Source organism: Bradyrhizobium sp. 160 (genome assembly GCF_023073735.1).
GTDB lineage: Bacteria > Pseudomonadota > Alphaproteobacteria > Rhizobiales > Xanthobacteraceae > Bradyrhizobium.
Window position 1 is genome coordinate 42,665 of record NZ_JADPKD010000067.1, and the last position, 15,294, is coordinate 57,958.

Below are 15,294 nucleotides of genomic sequence, written 5' to 3' on the forward strand. Positions count from 1 at the left end.
ATGAAATACAAGCCTTCAAACAAATGAGCAAAGCGGTACAGAATCGCCCAAGGAGGCTTCCATGTCACGGAACGTAGTACGACCGGTCACCGATCGTCGCGAGCTTTTAGCCGTCGGTGCCGCCATCGCAGCCCTCGTGCCACTCTCCGGAAGCGCATTCGCGGCAAGCAGACATTCTCACCGCGCGAAAAGAAGGGCTCGAACTGATAAAACGCTCGAGACCGCAGCGGTGCTGCGAGATCTCTGGGTCGGGCATATCTTCTGGGTAAGAGCGGTCTCACTCGCCACGATCGAGAAGCAGGACGATGTCGCAAAAACTGCCGAGCAACAAGCTGTGGCCAACGCCAAGTCCATAGCCGCAAGCATTGAACCATTTTACGGAGCGGGGGCCAAGGACGCCTTCTTCAAGCTCCTCGCGGGGCATTATAGTGCCGTAAAGGCCTATCTTGTGGCGACCGTCGCAAGCGACGCTCCCAAGCAAGGCACGGCAACTCAGACCCTCACGTCGAACGCCGAGGAGATTGCCACCTTCCTGAGCAAAGCAAATCCATATTTACCGAAAGACGCAGTGTACAATCTTCTTTTGGCGCACGGTGGTCATCACATCCAGCAGATCCAACAGTTGAAGGATCACAAGTACGATGCTGAGGCTCGAACTTGGGAAGAAATGAAAACCCACATCTATCAGATCGCCGATGCTACTGCCGACGCTTTAGCAAAGCAGTTTGCCGAGAAATTCTCCTGACCTTCGACACAGGCGACGAGCGTAGGAGTGAAATGCCGCTCGTCGCCGTGATCCTCCCTTGTTGCGATGAGAACTGAGAGCGTCCGAGGACATTAGACGTTCTGCTTGCAGACTTCGCTCGTTGGTACGACGATGCCCGAAACGCATCGCTTACAATCTCGGTTCGAGCAGGTCTGCTGCAAGCCGGGTGGTCGCCTTACCGATTACGATTTAGCAATACCGCCGATCCGCTTAGCGTGCGTGCGTTGCGCGTCCGCCCGGCGGAGGCGGCGTGGTTTGCCTAATCGAGAAGTCCATTTTGTCACTTTCTGCAGCGACGATCATGGTTTTATAGCCAGGCTTTGTTTTGCTTTTTGTCCCCGTTTCATCCCACGTGAGCCCTCATCGGAGCTGCTGCCAACAAATCAAACGCCCTGACTTCTCATTGTCGGATGAACATTCAACGAGTGTCAGGCGGCATGACATAGCGCGAATTGCGGTATTATAGCTCCTCCAAAGCCACCAACATTCTTGATGCAAAATGACAATAACTTTCGCTTGTAGAAATTAAGCGAATGACGCGTAGTTGCGCACGGCAGGCGATGAAATAGACAATCCAAAGGGTCAAAAGGCTGCAGATCTTCACCTCGTTCTCGCAGGGAAACGAAATCATGTCAAAATCTTGGTTACCCCAACAAGCGCACTCAGACGACACGATCCAACAATTCGCGCCAACTCCTCGCAAGATGAACGACGCCGACCCCGGATGTTTTGGCTATTGGTCCAAAGAGGAGATAATGAGTTTTCTCAAGCTGCTTCTTGATAGTGAACGCATCGGCATCACTGCATATGCGGCGATCGGGCGCGCGGCAGATTCGCATCTCGCAGACATTGCCTTTGAAGCCGAATTGGGTCAGGGGGCAATTTGCGTCCTCCTCAAAAAGGAACTCGTCGCCAGAGGAGGAGCTAACATCCTTCGTCGCAACACGACAATCGCTCTTCCGAGCACCGATTGCAGCCTCCGACGACGGATTGCTTTTGCAAGTCACAATCAGATTAAGTTGGCCGACATGCTCGAGGATGCCATCCTGAACATCTTCGATTCAAAACTCAATGCGAAGCTTATGTATTTGCTGTTGCTACATCGCAAACAAGTCGAGCAACTCGAAACGTTGGTCACCTAGCTCGATCAAGTTCCGCCCTCATAGTTCGCCCGATTCTTCCGCGTGGATTTGCAAAGACAATCGCTTCAAGCAATGGATCGAACGATCGACGCCGAAAAGATACACCAAATCGTGCAACCGCATGCATGAAGACGAGGGGGATTTCGTGATGACTGCAAAACACTCCCTCACACAGCGAGAAAAAAGAGAAATCGATCGCCAATTGGTGAGGAGCTGGAGGGTACATTTCCAGCAAGCGATCCACCCAAGATTACTCGCTAAGCAAGCTCGCTCGACCTCCCCGAGCGAACAAGGAGGGATGCTCCAGCACCTAAGGCTCAACGGAGGCAGACAATCCTATGAATATGAATTGTCGCAAGTCTCATTTGTCAGGCGCTGCTGATGGCGCGCACGATACCAGACCCCCCCTATAACGCCGCGACGGCGCGCCCTTCGCCAATTGGAGTACTTTTCTCGAAAAGTGGGAGCGTAGTATGACTGAACTATCTCGCCGCGAACCCCAGTATGACGCTTTCTTGTTCGCTTCGGTTTGCGAGACCGATGACATGACATTGAGCGTCGTGTCCCTACTCGCGCGTCAGAACGTCGATCCCTGGCAGGAGGCGTCCCGTCTGTCCCAGCTTTCTAGAGCTCAGGCAACAAACAGCCTTGCTGCCACGATTTGGAAGTCGGATAGCGCGCAATGGTCCCCGTCGGAGGCCAGCATAATAGCGGTTCGTCTGATCGATCTCCTGCCGTCACATGCTCGTCGCCGCCCTACCCCGCCCTGGGCGAACGACAGTAGCGGCAGATTGACGTTTTGGGTCGTCGCGGGAATCCTATTTATGTCAATCGCCATTTCGGGAAACAGCATGCAGCGGGAGATCAAGAACTCCGGCGCTCCCATCGAGGTAGTCAGCCAAGCCGCACAGAACGCAACTGTTGCACCATCATCGCGCGGGATGGAAACAGATTAATCGAGATACGGGAGGCGGATCGATGGAAAGGACGATTGCTGCGCAAAGCATCAAGTTGAAGCGGGCATACGATGCCGCTCTTCCCGGTGACGGCACTCGAATACTGATCGACCGACTTTGGCCCCGGGGTATCAGTAAAGGAGATGCTGCAATTGATCTTTGGGCCAAGGACATCGCACCGAGCACTGCCCTGCGGAGGTGGTTCGGGCACGACCCCGCTCGATGGCACGAGTTTCGACGCCGTTACTCTTTGGAGCTACGTCAGCACCGCGATCGGCTCGGCGAACTGCGCGCGCTCGCCCAAGGAAGACGGATTACACTCGTCTTTGCAGCGCATGATAGAGCTCATAACGATGCGGTCGTTCTGAGGGAGATCTTGCTCGGCCGAAGCATCCCATGAGCGTCTCGTCCTCGGTCGCGTTCCTACTACGGTGGCCGACCACATCTTCGCTGGACGAACGTCATCTATCGGATGACTTTTGTGTAAGTGGAGTTCGTCACCTTCTTGGGTTCGGAAGATGTTTGAAAAACGCGGTGGTGCAACAATCATGACGACTCCCAGCGAGATCGCGTTAAGCAACGGCCCTCCATCCTATTGACGGGTTCGGACCGGGAGCGCTTGTTCGCGTTGATTGGCTTCGCGCCGACGACAGAAGTTGCTTGCTTTCTTCACGAGGAGATCGAGCAGCGGATGTTGCGCCAGACGATATCGCTCCGAATTCGATCGTCAGGCTCGACTGTGACGTAAAATTCGTAAACCATCGAGATGCACGAGTTCGCAAAGCGCGGCTTGTCCTCCCTGAGGAGGCTCAAGACAGCCACTGCATTTCAGTGCTAAGTCCAGTTGGAATTGCGCTGATTGGTCTTGGGCCGGGACAGTCGATCCGATGGACCGAGCATGGAAAGGAGCGCAGCCTCGCGGTTCTTGAAGTGCAAGCGAAGAGGGTTGGCAACGGCGCGCTATGAAAACTGCAGTAATCGGAACCGAAGATATTGAGTATGGGGCATCGGATTTTCACGATCGGGCACTCGACGCGCTCCCTCCACGAGTTCGTGAGCCTGTTGAGACCGCAAGAGGTCAGGCTCGTCGTCGATGTTCGAAGCGTTCCACGTTCCCTTTCCAACCCGCAGTACAATGCCGCGCGCCTTGCTCGCGCGCTGTCCGAACTGGATATCGGCTATGAACATATCCCCGGCCTCGGGGGCCTCCGCGGCAAGAGACGAGACGTTGCGGCGACCGTAAATTCATTTTGGAAAAACCGTAGCTTTCACAATTTTGCGGACTATGCCATGAGCGACGAATTTCGGTGCGGCCTCGCCAAGCTGCGCAAACTTGGACATTGCACCACATCTGCAATAATGTGTGCTGAGGCAGTCTGGTGGCGGTGCCATCGAAGGATCATTGCCGACTATCTCATCACGGAGGGCGAGACAGTATTCCACATTTTGGCGAACAATCAGGTCGTGCAAGCATCTCTGACGCGAGGCGCTGTCCTACTGCCAGACGGCACGCTGCACTATCCTGCTTCGCCTTTTCCAAGAACAATATAGTTGCAGCAAAGCGTCGATTGAATTCCTTTGTCTGAGTTAGGCATCACGCCTACGCTCTCTCCTAACGCTTCTCTTCGATCTGGGCATCATCGGCAACGAGAGCGTTGCGGAGGCATCATGTCTACCAAGCAGAATGGCAGGCCTACAATCGCAACGGTCCTCCAGACCAAACTCCAGTATCTTGTCCCGGCGGTTCTTTTGCTCGCAGCCGCGATCCCACTTGGCGGCCTTTTGCTTGTGACTCGAGCACCTCTTCTCCTGGAATCAATGAGTGTAATCGCGATTGCGGTCTCAGCCATCGTCGCATTGGCCGCCTGGCGCTTGTCGTCCGATCGTCAGGGCCCCGGCATTACCATGTGGGATGCTTCGGGCGCGTTTGCGTTCATCGGATTTGCGGCTGGAATGTTGAGCGGGCCTCAACGAGTGCTCTGGCTCTGATCATTCTCATACTCGATCGTTGTGACAAATAAATTAGTTCAGACAGACCTGATCGCGCCTTCCTCATTCGGAAGTCAGAAGTCCAGGCCATGCTCCACTTCATTTCAAACGAGGTCATGGCACTTATTCAAATCGTTGTGATCGACTTGGTCTTGGCCAGTGACAACGCCATAGTCATCGGATTGGTCGCGGCGGAATTGCCGCTGCAGCAACGCACGAAAGCTGTGCTAGTCGGTATAATCGCGGCGACAATCCTGCGCATAACACTGGCTGCAGCAACCTCTCAATTGCTTCAGGTCGGAGGACTCGTGCTTGCGGGCGGCATTTTTTTGCTCTGGGTGAGCTGGAAGACGTTCCGAGAATTGCGGCTCACCGCTGAAAGGCAGGAAGACGCAATCGAAACAATGAGCAATATGGACGTCAACGATGACCGGACAATTGCCGGTCGTATTCCGCGCAAGTCCTTTGCTCAGGCTGCAAGTCAGATCATTGTTGCCGACGTATCAATGTCTCTCGAACGTGCTGGCTGTTGCAGGCGCCGCTCGAGAGCATCTCACCATTCTGATCATTGGACTTTGTCTATCAGTTGCCCTGATGGGCATTGCGGCGGGTTATATAGCCGGCTCCTGCACAGGCATCGATGGATCGCGTATGTGGGATTACTCGTCATCCTGTATGTCGCTGTCGATATGATCTGGCGCGGGATGAGCGAAGTGTTGCCGTTGATAAGTTAATCATGACGCTGTTGACGCCAGAAAACTCTCGAACCGCTCGCGCGGCGTGAGCTGAGCCATGCGCCGACATCGGATCTTCTGCTGGGATCACAGCTCCGCAGCTCAGATTATTCATCTGAATTGTCATGGCGCGTCGTCTGAGCGCATGATACCACCTTCGCTTTCCAGCCGACTTATCTGTTTCACGTCCTGGCGAGTGAATTTCGGACGCCGGCCCCATACTGGCATCCTCCTCGATAACAACGACCCCAAACCTTTCGAAAGCGCGGGTCACAGCTTCGGCATCGCTTTCTGAATTGAGCCATGCGCTGCCGCTCGCCTCCATCAGGGCTATCCTTTCGACCGGGATTCCAGCAACACCGGCAAAATCCTCCCGACTTATTCCCATTAGACGGCGCGCGGCGGCAATCAATCGCCCTGTCACCTTAGTCGTAGTGCCTCTCGATAAATTCTGAGAACTGTGGACGGAATCCGCCCTTCCATGTCGCATCTTAACGTCACCCCATTAACTCAGCTCGTTTTCTACGTGCTTGCGCAGACGGACAATCGGAGCTGCTACCCGGCGCATGGCCATCAGGCATAGTCCGAAACAGAGGCCACCCCGGCAATCGCCGTCGCGGATGAGGGTACATGCAGCAGGGACCTGCAGCCGCCACCGTCGAACCGGCCAGAGCAATGGGAGCGGCAGAATCGGCGCAGCACGGTTGAGATCTCAGCAACGAGTACATCACATGCCATCCTCCGCCAATTCTCGTCCCGCTACCTAGTCGCGCCGCCATGACAAGAGAAGTCAAACGTCAGCGCCTTTTGGGTGGCGGATCCTGCGGAAACGCCGCTTCGGTGGCGTCGAACAGAAGAACTGAGCCAGTCCCTGATCGCTCCGGGTGGAACCGCGACGGCGGGGAGTGCGACTCGGGTGAGCTTTCTCGAGCAGCGGCACTCGGTGACCTAATGCTGGTGCGTCTGCCTGTAACTGTGCTCATGCTTGTGCGTGCTCAATTGGGCATGAACGCGGGGACGGTCGAGACCTCCTTCGGAAAGCCAAGTTTCGGTGCTCATCGCGGCCCGTTCGATCAGCTCGCTGGTCTTCGAGAAATCGTACGGCGTTTCGGTCAGCGGACAAAGCGGCGGCACCACAAAATAGTCAATGCTATGATCGAGGCCCTGTAACTCGGTCATTAGCTGACGCCCGATCAGCAAGGTCAGTGCATGCAAGGCATTTGCGACGGCCCCGGCTGGCGGTTGCTCCAGAGCGCAGGCGTAGCCGGTAGGAAGAACGATCAGGCGCCTCGCGCCACTCGCAACCGCTACGGTGACCGGGGTGTTACTCGATATTGCCCCATCTGCAAGATAGAGGTCGTTGAAGTACACTGGCTCAAAAGCCGCCGGAATGGCGGCGCTCGCGATGATGGCTGGCGCTGCTGGACCGTCCGACATCACGACGGTCCGCCCCGTCAAGATGTCGGTCGCAACGATGTGCAGCGGGAGCTTTGCATCCTCAAGATTGCGGTAGCCGAGATTGTTGTCGACGAGCTGGCGCAGCGCATCCGACGAAACAAGGAAGTCCCTCCGATACAGAAAACCCATTATGGTCCGCCACGTCAGCGGAAATACATCGCTCCGGCGCAATCCACGCCAGATCGTATCCAGTCGTTGAATCCCTTCGACCGTTGGATTACCCGCATAATAGGCGCCATTTAGCGCGCCGACGCTTGAGCCAACGACCATGTCGGCGGCAATGCCACGACTCGTCAGCGAGTGCAGCATGCCGACGTGAATGGCACCCAAGCTGCCCCCACCTGCGAACACAAATGCGGTCCTTGATCGCTCGTGGCTGGGCACGAAGCTGGCTCCTAGGGTCGGAAAGGGTTCAACTGCGGCATTGCGCGGCCGCAAAGCCCCGGATTAGAAACATCTTTGCGCGACGCTCTCTAAGCTGAATGGCCTTGTAACGGCTTGAAGAGGCGCAGGGGACATGGCGGTGGTAACAGCCAGGCGGTGTCAGCGCATCTCGTTTCGCTCCATCGCTAGTTCGGCCTGTAGGCTGGCAAGGTCGCGGTAGATCGAAGCGACCGCAAGCACGCGGCCTTTGCTTTTGTATCTCAGTAGGCAGTCCCTTGCAGCGATGCTACCGTCGAGGGCAATCTCATCCCACGTCTCGGCGTGTCCGACGTAGTTGATCCTTACGTCGTAATGCGTACTCCAAAAAAACGGCACCGCGTCAAATGCCTCACGCTGTCCTAGCATGTTCCGAGCGGCGGTTTGCCCTTGACGCTCCGCCACTACCCAATGCTCAACCCGAATATTTTCGCCTGAATGCGGATCTGGCCAGCGCGCAATATCACCCGCCGCATAGATCCCGGCGACGCTGGTTTCAAGATAGGCGTTCACCCTAACTCCGCGCTCCAGCGAAAGACGAGCCCGTTCAGCTAGATCGAGTCGCGGACGCACGCCGACGCCGACGACCACAACGTCGGCCTCCAACACGCCACCGCTTTTCAGGATCGCGCGTTTGCCATCTATCTCGGCCACGGTATCACCTAGATGGAAGATAACGCCCTTCGCTTCGTGCAGCGCGCGTATGAACTCCGCCATATCGGGTCCAAGCACGCGCTCCATCGGCCGTTGCTCCGGCGCGACGACGTGGACCTCGACATCTCTTGCACACAATGCCGCCGCGACCTCAAGGCCGATGAAGCTGGCACCGATCACGATTGCGCGGCTTGTGGCGTTCAGAGACTCAATGATCCCCCGGCAATCCGCAAGCGATCGCAGCGTGTGGACGTGCGGTTGGTCAGCTCCCGGAATCGGCAGCTTCACCGGCTCCGCACCTGTCGCCAGCAGTAAACGGTCGAAAGGAATATCGTCGTCACCTGCGATAACGACGTTGCGTGCCTTGGTATCGATCGAGAGGACCTCTCTATTGAGCCGCAGATCGATACCGGCTTCAGCGTAGAAGCTGCCTGGCCCCAACGGCAGCCAATCCTCCGGCGCGCTGCCAGCGAGATATTCCTTTGACAGGTTCGGCCGATCGACTGGCGACACGGTATCGTTGCTCAGCATGACAATGCTGCCGCGAAACTCCTGCCGCCTCAACATCTCCGCTGCAGCGAAACCGGCCGCGCCGCCGCCGACGATCACGATCCGGTCCGGTGTATCAATGCGTACGTCACCACGCGCCTTCGGCTGTTCGCGCTGTCTCCGAACGAAGATGCGATCTCCCTCGTAATCGACTTGCCAGACCAAGAGCGGGGTGAGTGCCGGCGCGCGGGTTGCTTCGCCGGTCCGCAAATCGAAACAGGCATGGTGCCAGGGGCAGCGGACGCTCTCGCCGACCACGAGCCCTTCGGCCAAGGGTCCGTGATAGTGACTGCAATGGGCGTCGACGGCAAATACCTCCGGACCGGAACGCACTAGCAAAACATCCTGATCGCCTACATGACCGAGCAGGGTCTCGCTCGTGAACATGCTCAGCGCGATGCCTTGCGTAAGGTCTGGCCCACTTGGCTTAGCTCTTTCTTCCACCATGTTTCGCTCCTTCAAAGGCCGCCATCAAACGGCCATGCCGAGAAACTCCCGGCGTGTCAGGGTGCTGTCGCGGAAGCAGCCCAACATCCGGCTGGTGACCAGATCGGTGCCGGGCTTGTGCACGCCGCGGGCGGTCATGCAGTGATGCGTTGCCTTGATAATTACGCCAACGCCCCGCGGCTTAAGCACATCGTTTATGATGTTGGCGATTTGCGCCGTCATCCTCTCCTGAATCTGCAGGCGCTTGGCATATACGTCGATTACGCGGGCGAGCTTGGAGATCCCGACCACGCGCCCATCCGGGATATAGGCCACCCAGGCCCGGCCGATGATCGGCGCAATGTGGTGCTCGCAATGACTTTCGAAGCGAATGTCCCGCAGCACGATCATCTCGTCGTACCCATCGATCTCTTCGAAGGTCTTCTCCAGAATTTCGGCCGGATCCTGGCCATAGCCCGAGAAGAATTCCTCCAACGAACGGGTCACGCGAGCCGGCGTTTCGACCAGGCCGTCTCGGTCGGGATCTTCGCCGGTCCATCGGATGATGGTCCGTACCGCTGCCTCGACTTCCGATCGACTTGGCCTTTGGGTCTCCGGTTGCGGCACTCCTCGGTCCAGAATATGCACCTTTGGATTCATCGCCATTCCCTCTAAGGCAGTCGAAGCGAGGCCTTGGCTCACATGGTGGAGCCCATTGGATGGTCCGTGAGCACAAAGGTTCCCGAACTTACGTAGACTGACGAGCGGTGCAGAATGATGAGGTCATCTCGCAAGATGCCGGCAATCGATAAGCCGATCCTCTCACTCTTGCTTTCGGACCGCTGCTGTCGAGCGAGAGAGCTCCGGCCGCGAAACACCTTTGGACCTCATCAAAACTTCAACTGGCGTTAGACTCTGCCCATCGTGAGCCGAATGATCACTCCAGACAAACGAATTAGCCTGTCATTTGAGGACAACGTTCATGCTGCATGTTTGGCAATTGTCGCGGAAGTACACCAAGATCTCTTACAGATGCGTTCTGTGTGGCGCGGTGTAAGGACAGGCTGGCAGCTGCGCTCGACGGCTTGCTGGACCTAGTCGCCGTCCGCATTCTGCCCTTCGATACCGCCGCGCAATGCCAAACTCGCCGTCAAGGCGCGCGCAGAAGAGGCTTTCCCAGACCCGAGGGCTATCTCGCCGCGACGCGGCCGCGCATGGTTCGCCGTGATGCCGCGCGACTCGAGTGCGAGCAATGCCTGCCGGTCTGACGATGATCGATCCCTGGACGTGACCAGCTGATAGCGTCACCGTGACAGCAGAAACCGCGACGAATTGCTGATCGCGGTAACCGCTTCCGGTGCTCGCCGGCGGCCTCGACTTACAATCGCCCTCTGATTACGGCTTGATCGCGAGAATATCGCGCCGACCAGGATGAGCCGCATTCGAGATCCAAAGCGGCAAGACGAACCACATCGCAATGCGCAGGCGCGACCTTGAGAACGATATTGGCTGAGAGCCGCACCCATCGCCGAACGGCGGATGCGCTAGTTGTGGTATCACAATGCGAATCTCTTCGACTGCGCAACAGAAATGAGGTCTTTGATCATCTCGAGTTGAGGATAACTATAAAGGCAAGCGTCGGCTATTTTGCTTCCAATTTTGCGACCGCGCGCAACACGGTGAGCGCCGCACCCAATGTAGCAGCATCCACGTTCGTCGAGTGCGTGGCATAGACCGGGAAAGAGAAGTGAGGCGCACCAGGGACCAGATGGAGTTTCCCTGTTGCTAGATGAGGCTGAACCGCATGCATTCGGAAGTAGCCGGAACCACCCTCCCGCAGAACATAGTCAAGGGCCAGAGGACCCAGGTTGGCCACCATGCTGGGGGTCGTATCCGGAAAACTTACCGCGTGATGAAGCGAAAAATCCGGTCCCCATTCAACATGAACATATCCGGGATCATCTGCGCGATATGTTTCGGGGTCGGTTGTTACCAGTACGAGCTCTTCCTCGATTAACAGGTCGATCTCCAGACCAGGTCGATGCTGCGGCGCGTACATGATCGCGATATCCACCAGTCCGGCCGCTACGTGCGTGATTAGATCTTGAGGAACGTCAACGTGCACGCGAAGTGCAATGTCCGGGTGTGAGCGCCGCATCTTCCTGACCCACTCAAGCAGAAGCGGCTGCCACAAGCTGACCTCGCTTCCAACCGTCAAAACTGCGCGGTGTCCTTCAGGTACCGCGACCTGCTGTTTTGCGCGCTGCCACAATTGCACGAACGTCGGAGCGTAGCGGAGGAACTGTTCACCGGCCGGAGTGAGGCTTGCGCCTGCCTTATTGCGAACGAAAAGGGGGCGTCCGAGCTGCTGCTCAAGAAGGCGCACGCGTGCACTAACCGTGGTTTGTGCGACATGCAAACGGTCGGCGGCTTTGATGAAGCTCCCCGTGGAGACGATCTCTATAAAAGTTCTGGCGAGCTCGATGTCCATGGTTTCATAGCATAATCAATGAGGACAAATGTCAATGAAATTCATTTGTCTGCTCCACTGCTCAATGGGAGGGTAGCGCTCATGAACGAGCGGCGTGGGCTGACTAGCCGGTAACGTCAAACTTTCCCTCGTCACCAATGCGCGCAGTAAAGGTTAGCCGTCGGGACTGCCGAGGACGAAGAAGTTGAACCCAATGTCGACGCTGGTGCTTACGCTAATGTTTATCGCGGCCGGGTCAGCGCAAGGCCAGGATCCTGTGATCCCCTCTGTGGGCAGCCCGGACGCCGGTGCATTGGTCTTTAGGAAATGCATGGCCTGTCATCAGATTGGCCCTAACGCTCAAAATGGAATAGCGCCAGTGCTGAATGGAGTCGTTGGCCGGCCAGCTGGGCAATACCCAAACTATAGCTATTCATCGGCGAATAAGAACTCAGGCTTGGTGTGGGACGAGCGGACGTTAGCCGCTTATCTTCGCGCGCCGACCAAGGTCGTGCCTGGCACAAAGATGATCTTCTCTGGCCTGAAGAAAAGTCAGGAAATATCAGACGTCATCGCATACCTGAAGCAATTCGAAGCAGATGGCAAGCAGGTTAGCCGATGATCGATCCGCGTGGGAAGGGTCTCGCCATTTTTGCCGGTCCTTAACGGAAAGAACCAGCCATGGATCAGCAGCCAGACACGTTCCGCGAAGCGTCAGCGTGTTCACGACTGGGAACGATCTTCAGGAGGCAATCGGCGAGCTTCAAAATTCCGGATTCCACCGAACCGAACTAAGTTTACTCGCCAACGAGGAGGCGGTGAACGAAACGCTTAGCGGCGGCCTTGCGAGTAAACGAGCCGCCGGAGACGACCCAGCAGTGCCGCGAGCAACATATGTCTCTCGTGAGACCATTGGCGACGCTCAAGGTGGCATGTGGGTGGCCTCGTCGCGCCCACGCGTGGGAAAGTTATTGTCAAGTTGTCTCACCACCATTTCGATCTCGCACCCTTGAACGTTTCGGGGTCGAAATGAAAGAGCGTCTGATGGCTGAACCGCGGCATCGCCGGCTTCCGCTTGATCGACGGCATGCTGGCCTCCACAGTTCAGCAAATCGACAAAGGGCGTTGAGGCATTGGTCAAGCCAGTACACCCGAAGAGCCACGAGACGAGGAACGTGAGGCTGTCGCAACGGTTATCATAACAAGGCGAGAGGAAGGAAAAGATATGCGCGGAACAGCAATACTGGTGGTAGGCACTGCGCTTATTGGGGATGTCGCGCTTGCACAGACTTCATCTTCCAATTCTGATCCTACCAATAATCCGGCCGCCAACTCGGCCGCCAGTAACCCGACTACAGCTGCGCCCACCCAACCTCAGCCACAAGGTCATCCCGGGCCTATTGATACGACGTCCGGCGGTACGCCGGCATCGAGCCCCCAGGGGGATTCGCCGCCCGGAATGCAGCCCCGCCCCAACGATCGTAAAGAGGGCGTCACTCCGAAGAAATGACCGAGGGCAGTTCTGGGCGTCAAGTTCAGCAAAATCGATCATGGAGCCTGGTTGAGCTGTCTCCTCGGAGCCGCCGTCGCTCGCCTCACCCAGAAGCGCAGCGGGTGAGCGACTGCGGCGGAAGGGTGGCGCGCATCCCCTTGGTGGCCTGAGCAGGCCGCCTGGCGTAATGCCTCCTTTCTTGTATTCCTTGAGTAGATCCATGTTTAGGTAGCGATGTTCCTCGAAGCAGGCCTCGTGGCGCTCGGCGGCCAAGGCGCGCACTGGCCGCAAGCAGCTCTGGGCATTGGGCAAGATCCGCACCACGTAGGTCCGCGGTGAGCTTGGGGTATTTGCCACTCCATTTGGCGAGCCAGGCCGCCAGACGCGCCGCACCTCCGAGAGGTCGCGCCGATCGTACATCCAGCGCAACTCGAGCAGGCAATCGTCGTCGACCTTGCGCCGCACATAATCGAGCGCATTGCGCAGGAAGTGAACATAACCGCGCTGCCAGAACACACCGGTGAGAACGTCGGGACTGCATTCTTTAAGCGTATAGCCTTTCGGACACGGCGAACTCGACGTCATGCAGGCCACGAGCATTGAGCCCTTCCAAAAACTCTTTCCAGCTCGATCGGCTCTCCGGTTGGCGAGGTCGACCGCGAGCACTTGGACCGGCCTCCCAGTCGATGCCGATCGCGATCAGCACCGCGTGGCTGGCAATGATCCCATCTTCCCGGATCCGCTCGTAACGGGCGTGTAGGATCAGATAGGGGAAACGGCTCTCAGCTTGCGTTCGCAGGAGGCTTTCAGAGGCATCCAGCCGCTTGTTGATCGCGCTGATCGCAGACGCCGAGAAGGCTTGGCCGACCGGGTCTTCGATGACCTGCTTCCTTCCGGGTCGAGGCGCCCTGCACGTACAGCTCGGCCAAAGCCGCAACCAGCGCCTTCTCCGACGGCTGATAGGGCTCAAACATGGGCTCCCAGCATCTCCTGCACAACGGCCTGGATCAGTGGATTGAGGAACTTCTTATCCGACGCCAAAGCTGTTTGACGGCAGAGACATCCGTCCTAATCTTCGTCACGGTCATGGTCCCTTGCTCCTTCTAGAGGCTCGTCGCCCTCGATCTCTTCGCGGCTTTTCAACCGAGTAGTCGACGGCCGCAGTATTCGACGGCGTTGCGCTAGGACCTAGGGGACCGCAACGTTCTTCTCGCGGCTATTCCGCCGGAGTGGTGGCCGACTGCCGCTGCCTCTCGTTCGGTCCGGTTCGCGCCCGCTCTTCTTCAAGCCACAGATTGTGATGTTCCTTGGCCCAATTGACATCGACGGTGCCACTTCCCATCGCCTCGAACGCACCTTCCATACCCACTGTACCGATATAGATGTGCCCAATCATAGCAGCCACGAACAACACGGCGACGATGGCATGAGCAATCTGAGCGATCTGCATGCTGGCGACGTCGGTCCCATAGAATGGGAACATCAAGACATAGCCACTAGCAGCCACAGCGGTGCCACCGAGAACGACGATCCAATAGATCATCTTCTGACCAGCGTTGAACCGGTAGGCCGGCGGGTGATCATGACCGACGATGCCGCCGCCCCTCTTCAGCCATTCCACATCGACCCGATTGGGGATATTTCCCGCGATCCACATGAGAAATATCAAGAATACACCGATCGTGAATGGAAAGCTTAGATAGTTATGGGCATACTTTGCCGATTGCGACCAGGCTGTAAACGACTCCGGGCCGATGAGAGGCAACAGTAGCGGCTTGCCGAAGGTTACGTTGAGCCCCGAAAGGGCGAGAATAATGAAACAGGTGGCCGTCATCCAGTGCACGAACCGTTCGAAGCCATTGAACCGCACGACAGTACGGCCCGATCGTCCACTCTCGATCTTCACCATGCCGCGCCAGAGATAGAAGCCAACGAGTACGGCCAGAATACCGATGATGACGAGGCTCCCGATCCAGCGCAGCGTCACCTCGTGGAAATGGCGCCAATCTCTACCGGCAGGCTGCTCGATCGTGCAGGCCTTCTGATCAGGTATGGTACAGCGACCAGAGATACGATTCTGCTCTTGAAATAGTTGACCTTCCTTCACTGCGTTCGCCTGAGGGTTGACCGACGTTGGTTGCTGTGCGCTCGCGGACTGCGCGCCGAAAGCCATTAGGAGGATTGCCAGCGCTCCAACGATGACGCGGAATTTGGTGGCAACAACCATCATCTCATATC

16 protein-coding genes are annotated in these 15,294 nt (G+C 57.1%); 9 read left to right on the forward strand and 7 right to left on the reverse strand.

All coding sequences use genetic code 11. The features are described 5' to 3' along the window. Positions 1–61: 61 nt before the first annotated feature. The 8 genes from IVA98_RS27610 (at position 62) to IVA98_RS27645 (ending at position 5,587) form a co-directional block, all read left to right on the forward strand. A complete protein-coding gene (locus tag IVA98_RS27610; protein WP_247355851.1) occupies positions 62–745 on the forward strand; it encodes a hypothetical protein in 684 nt (227 codons plus the stop codon). Between the two features lie 650 nt (positions 746–1,395). Continuing rightward, positions 1,396–1,908 (forward strand): hypothetical protein, encoded by a 513-nt coding sequence (locus tag IVA98_RS27615; protein WP_247355852.1) that lies wholly within the window; start codon positions 1,396–1,398, stop codon positions 1,906–1,908. 473 nt (positions 1,909–2,381) lie between these two features. Next, complete coding sequence (locus IVA98_RS27620; RefSeq protein WP_247355853.1) at positions 2,382–2,864, forward strand: hypothetical protein; 483 nt, start codon at positions 2,382–2,384, stop codon at positions 2,862–2,864. 22 nt (positions 2,865–2,886) lie between these two features. Beyond that, a complete protein-coding gene (locus IVA98_RS27625; protein WP_247355854.1) occupies positions 2,887–3,264 on the forward strand; it encodes a DUF488 domain-containing protein in 378 nt (125 codons plus the stop codon). A gap of 260 nt (positions 3,265–3,524) precedes the next feature. Next, positions 3,525–3,830: a GreA/GreB family elongation factor gene (locus tag IVA98_RS37765; RefSeq protein ID WP_524536419.1), complete on the forward strand. Its 306-nt coding sequence runs from the start codon at positions 3,525–3,527 to the stop codon at positions 3,828–3,830. Positions 3,831–3,863: 33 nt separating this feature from the next. Further along, positions 3,864–4,415 (forward strand): DUF488 domain-containing protein, encoded by a 552-nt coding sequence (locus tag IVA98_RS27635; RefSeq protein ID WP_247355856.1) that lies wholly within the window; start codon positions 3,864–3,866, stop codon positions 4,413–4,415. 117 nt (positions 4,416–4,532) lie between these two features. Further along, the gene (locus IVA98_RS27640; protein WP_247355857.1) at positions 4,533–4,853 is read left to right on the forward strand and encodes a hypothetical protein; all 321 of its coding nucleotides are present in this window, start codon (positions 4,533–4,535) and stop codon (positions 4,851–4,853) included. Between the two features lie 89 nt (positions 4,854–4,942). Further along, a complete protein-coding gene (locus IVA98_RS27645) occupies positions 4,943–5,587 on the forward strand; it encodes a TerC family protein (protein ID WP_524536420.1) in 645 nt (214 codons plus the stop codon). A 948-nt stretch (positions 5,588–6,535) separates the two neighbouring features. Here IVA98_RS27645 and IVA98_RS27650 read toward each other — a convergent pair. The 4 genes from IVA98_RS27650 to IVA98_RS27665 form a co-directional block, all read right to left on the reverse strand. After that, positions 6,536–7,429 carry a patatin-like phospholipase family protein gene (locus IVA98_RS27650; protein WP_346657744.1) on the reverse strand — a complete coding sequence of 298 codons (894 nt, stop codon included), beginning with the start codon at positions 7,427–7,429 and terminating at the stop codon, positions 6,536–6,538. Between the two features lie 159 nt (positions 7,430–7,588). Next, positions 7,589–9,115, reverse strand: a complete 1,527-nt coding sequence (locus IVA98_RS27655) for an FAD-dependent oxidoreductase (protein WP_247355859.1) — start codon at positions 9,113–9,115, stop codon at positions 7,589–7,591. A 24-nt stretch (positions 9,116–9,139) separates the two neighbouring features. Next, positions 9,140–9,754: a GTP cyclohydrolase I FolE gene (folE, locus tag IVA98_RS27660; RefSeq protein ID WP_247355860.1), complete on the reverse strand. Its 615-nt coding sequence runs from the start codon at positions 9,752–9,754 to the stop codon at positions 9,140–9,142. 982 nt (positions 9,755–10,736) lie between these two features. Continuing rightward, positions 10,737–11,585, reverse strand: a complete 849-nt coding sequence (locus IVA98_RS27665) for a LysR family transcriptional regulator (RefSeq protein ID WP_247355861.1) — start codon at positions 11,583–11,585, stop codon at positions 10,737–10,739. A 193-nt stretch (positions 11,586–11,778) separates the two neighbouring features. Between IVA98_RS27665 and IVA98_RS27670 the strand changes: the two genes are divergently transcribed. Further along, the gene (locus IVA98_RS27670; protein ID WP_247355862.1) at positions 11,779–12,186 is read left to right on the forward strand and encodes a c-type cytochrome; all 408 of its coding nucleotides are present in this window, start codon (positions 11,779–11,781) and stop codon (positions 12,184–12,186) included. A gap of 669 nt (positions 12,187–12,855) precedes the next feature. Here the strand turns inward: IVA98_RS27670 and IVA98_RS37770 are convergent. The 3 genes from IVA98_RS37770 to IVA98_RS27680 all read right to left on the reverse strand — a co-directional run bounded on the left by IVA98_RS37770 (position 12,856) and on the right by IVA98_RS27680 (position 15,286). Continuing rightward, positions 12,856–13,656 carry a transposase gene (locus IVA98_RS37770; RefSeq protein ID WP_524536421.1) on the reverse strand — a complete coding sequence of 267 codons (801 nt, stop codon included), beginning with the start codon at positions 13,654–13,656 and terminating at the stop codon, positions 12,856–12,858. Next, positions 13,601–13,993, reverse strand: a complete 393-nt coding sequence (locus IVA98_RS37775; RefSeq protein ID WP_524536422.1) for a transposase — start codon at positions 13,991–13,993, stop codon at positions 13,601–13,603. Before IVA98_RS37775 ends, IVA98_RS37770 begins: the two co-directional genes overlap by 56 nt. A 279-nt stretch (positions 13,994–14,272) precedes the next feature. Next, positions 14,273–15,286, reverse strand: coding sequence for a formate dehydrogenase subunit gamma (locus IVA98_RS27680; protein WP_524536423.1), 1,014 nt, complete (start codon positions 15,284–15,286; stop codon positions 14,273–14,275). Between the last annotated feature and the right edge of the window lie 8 nt (positions 15,287–15,294).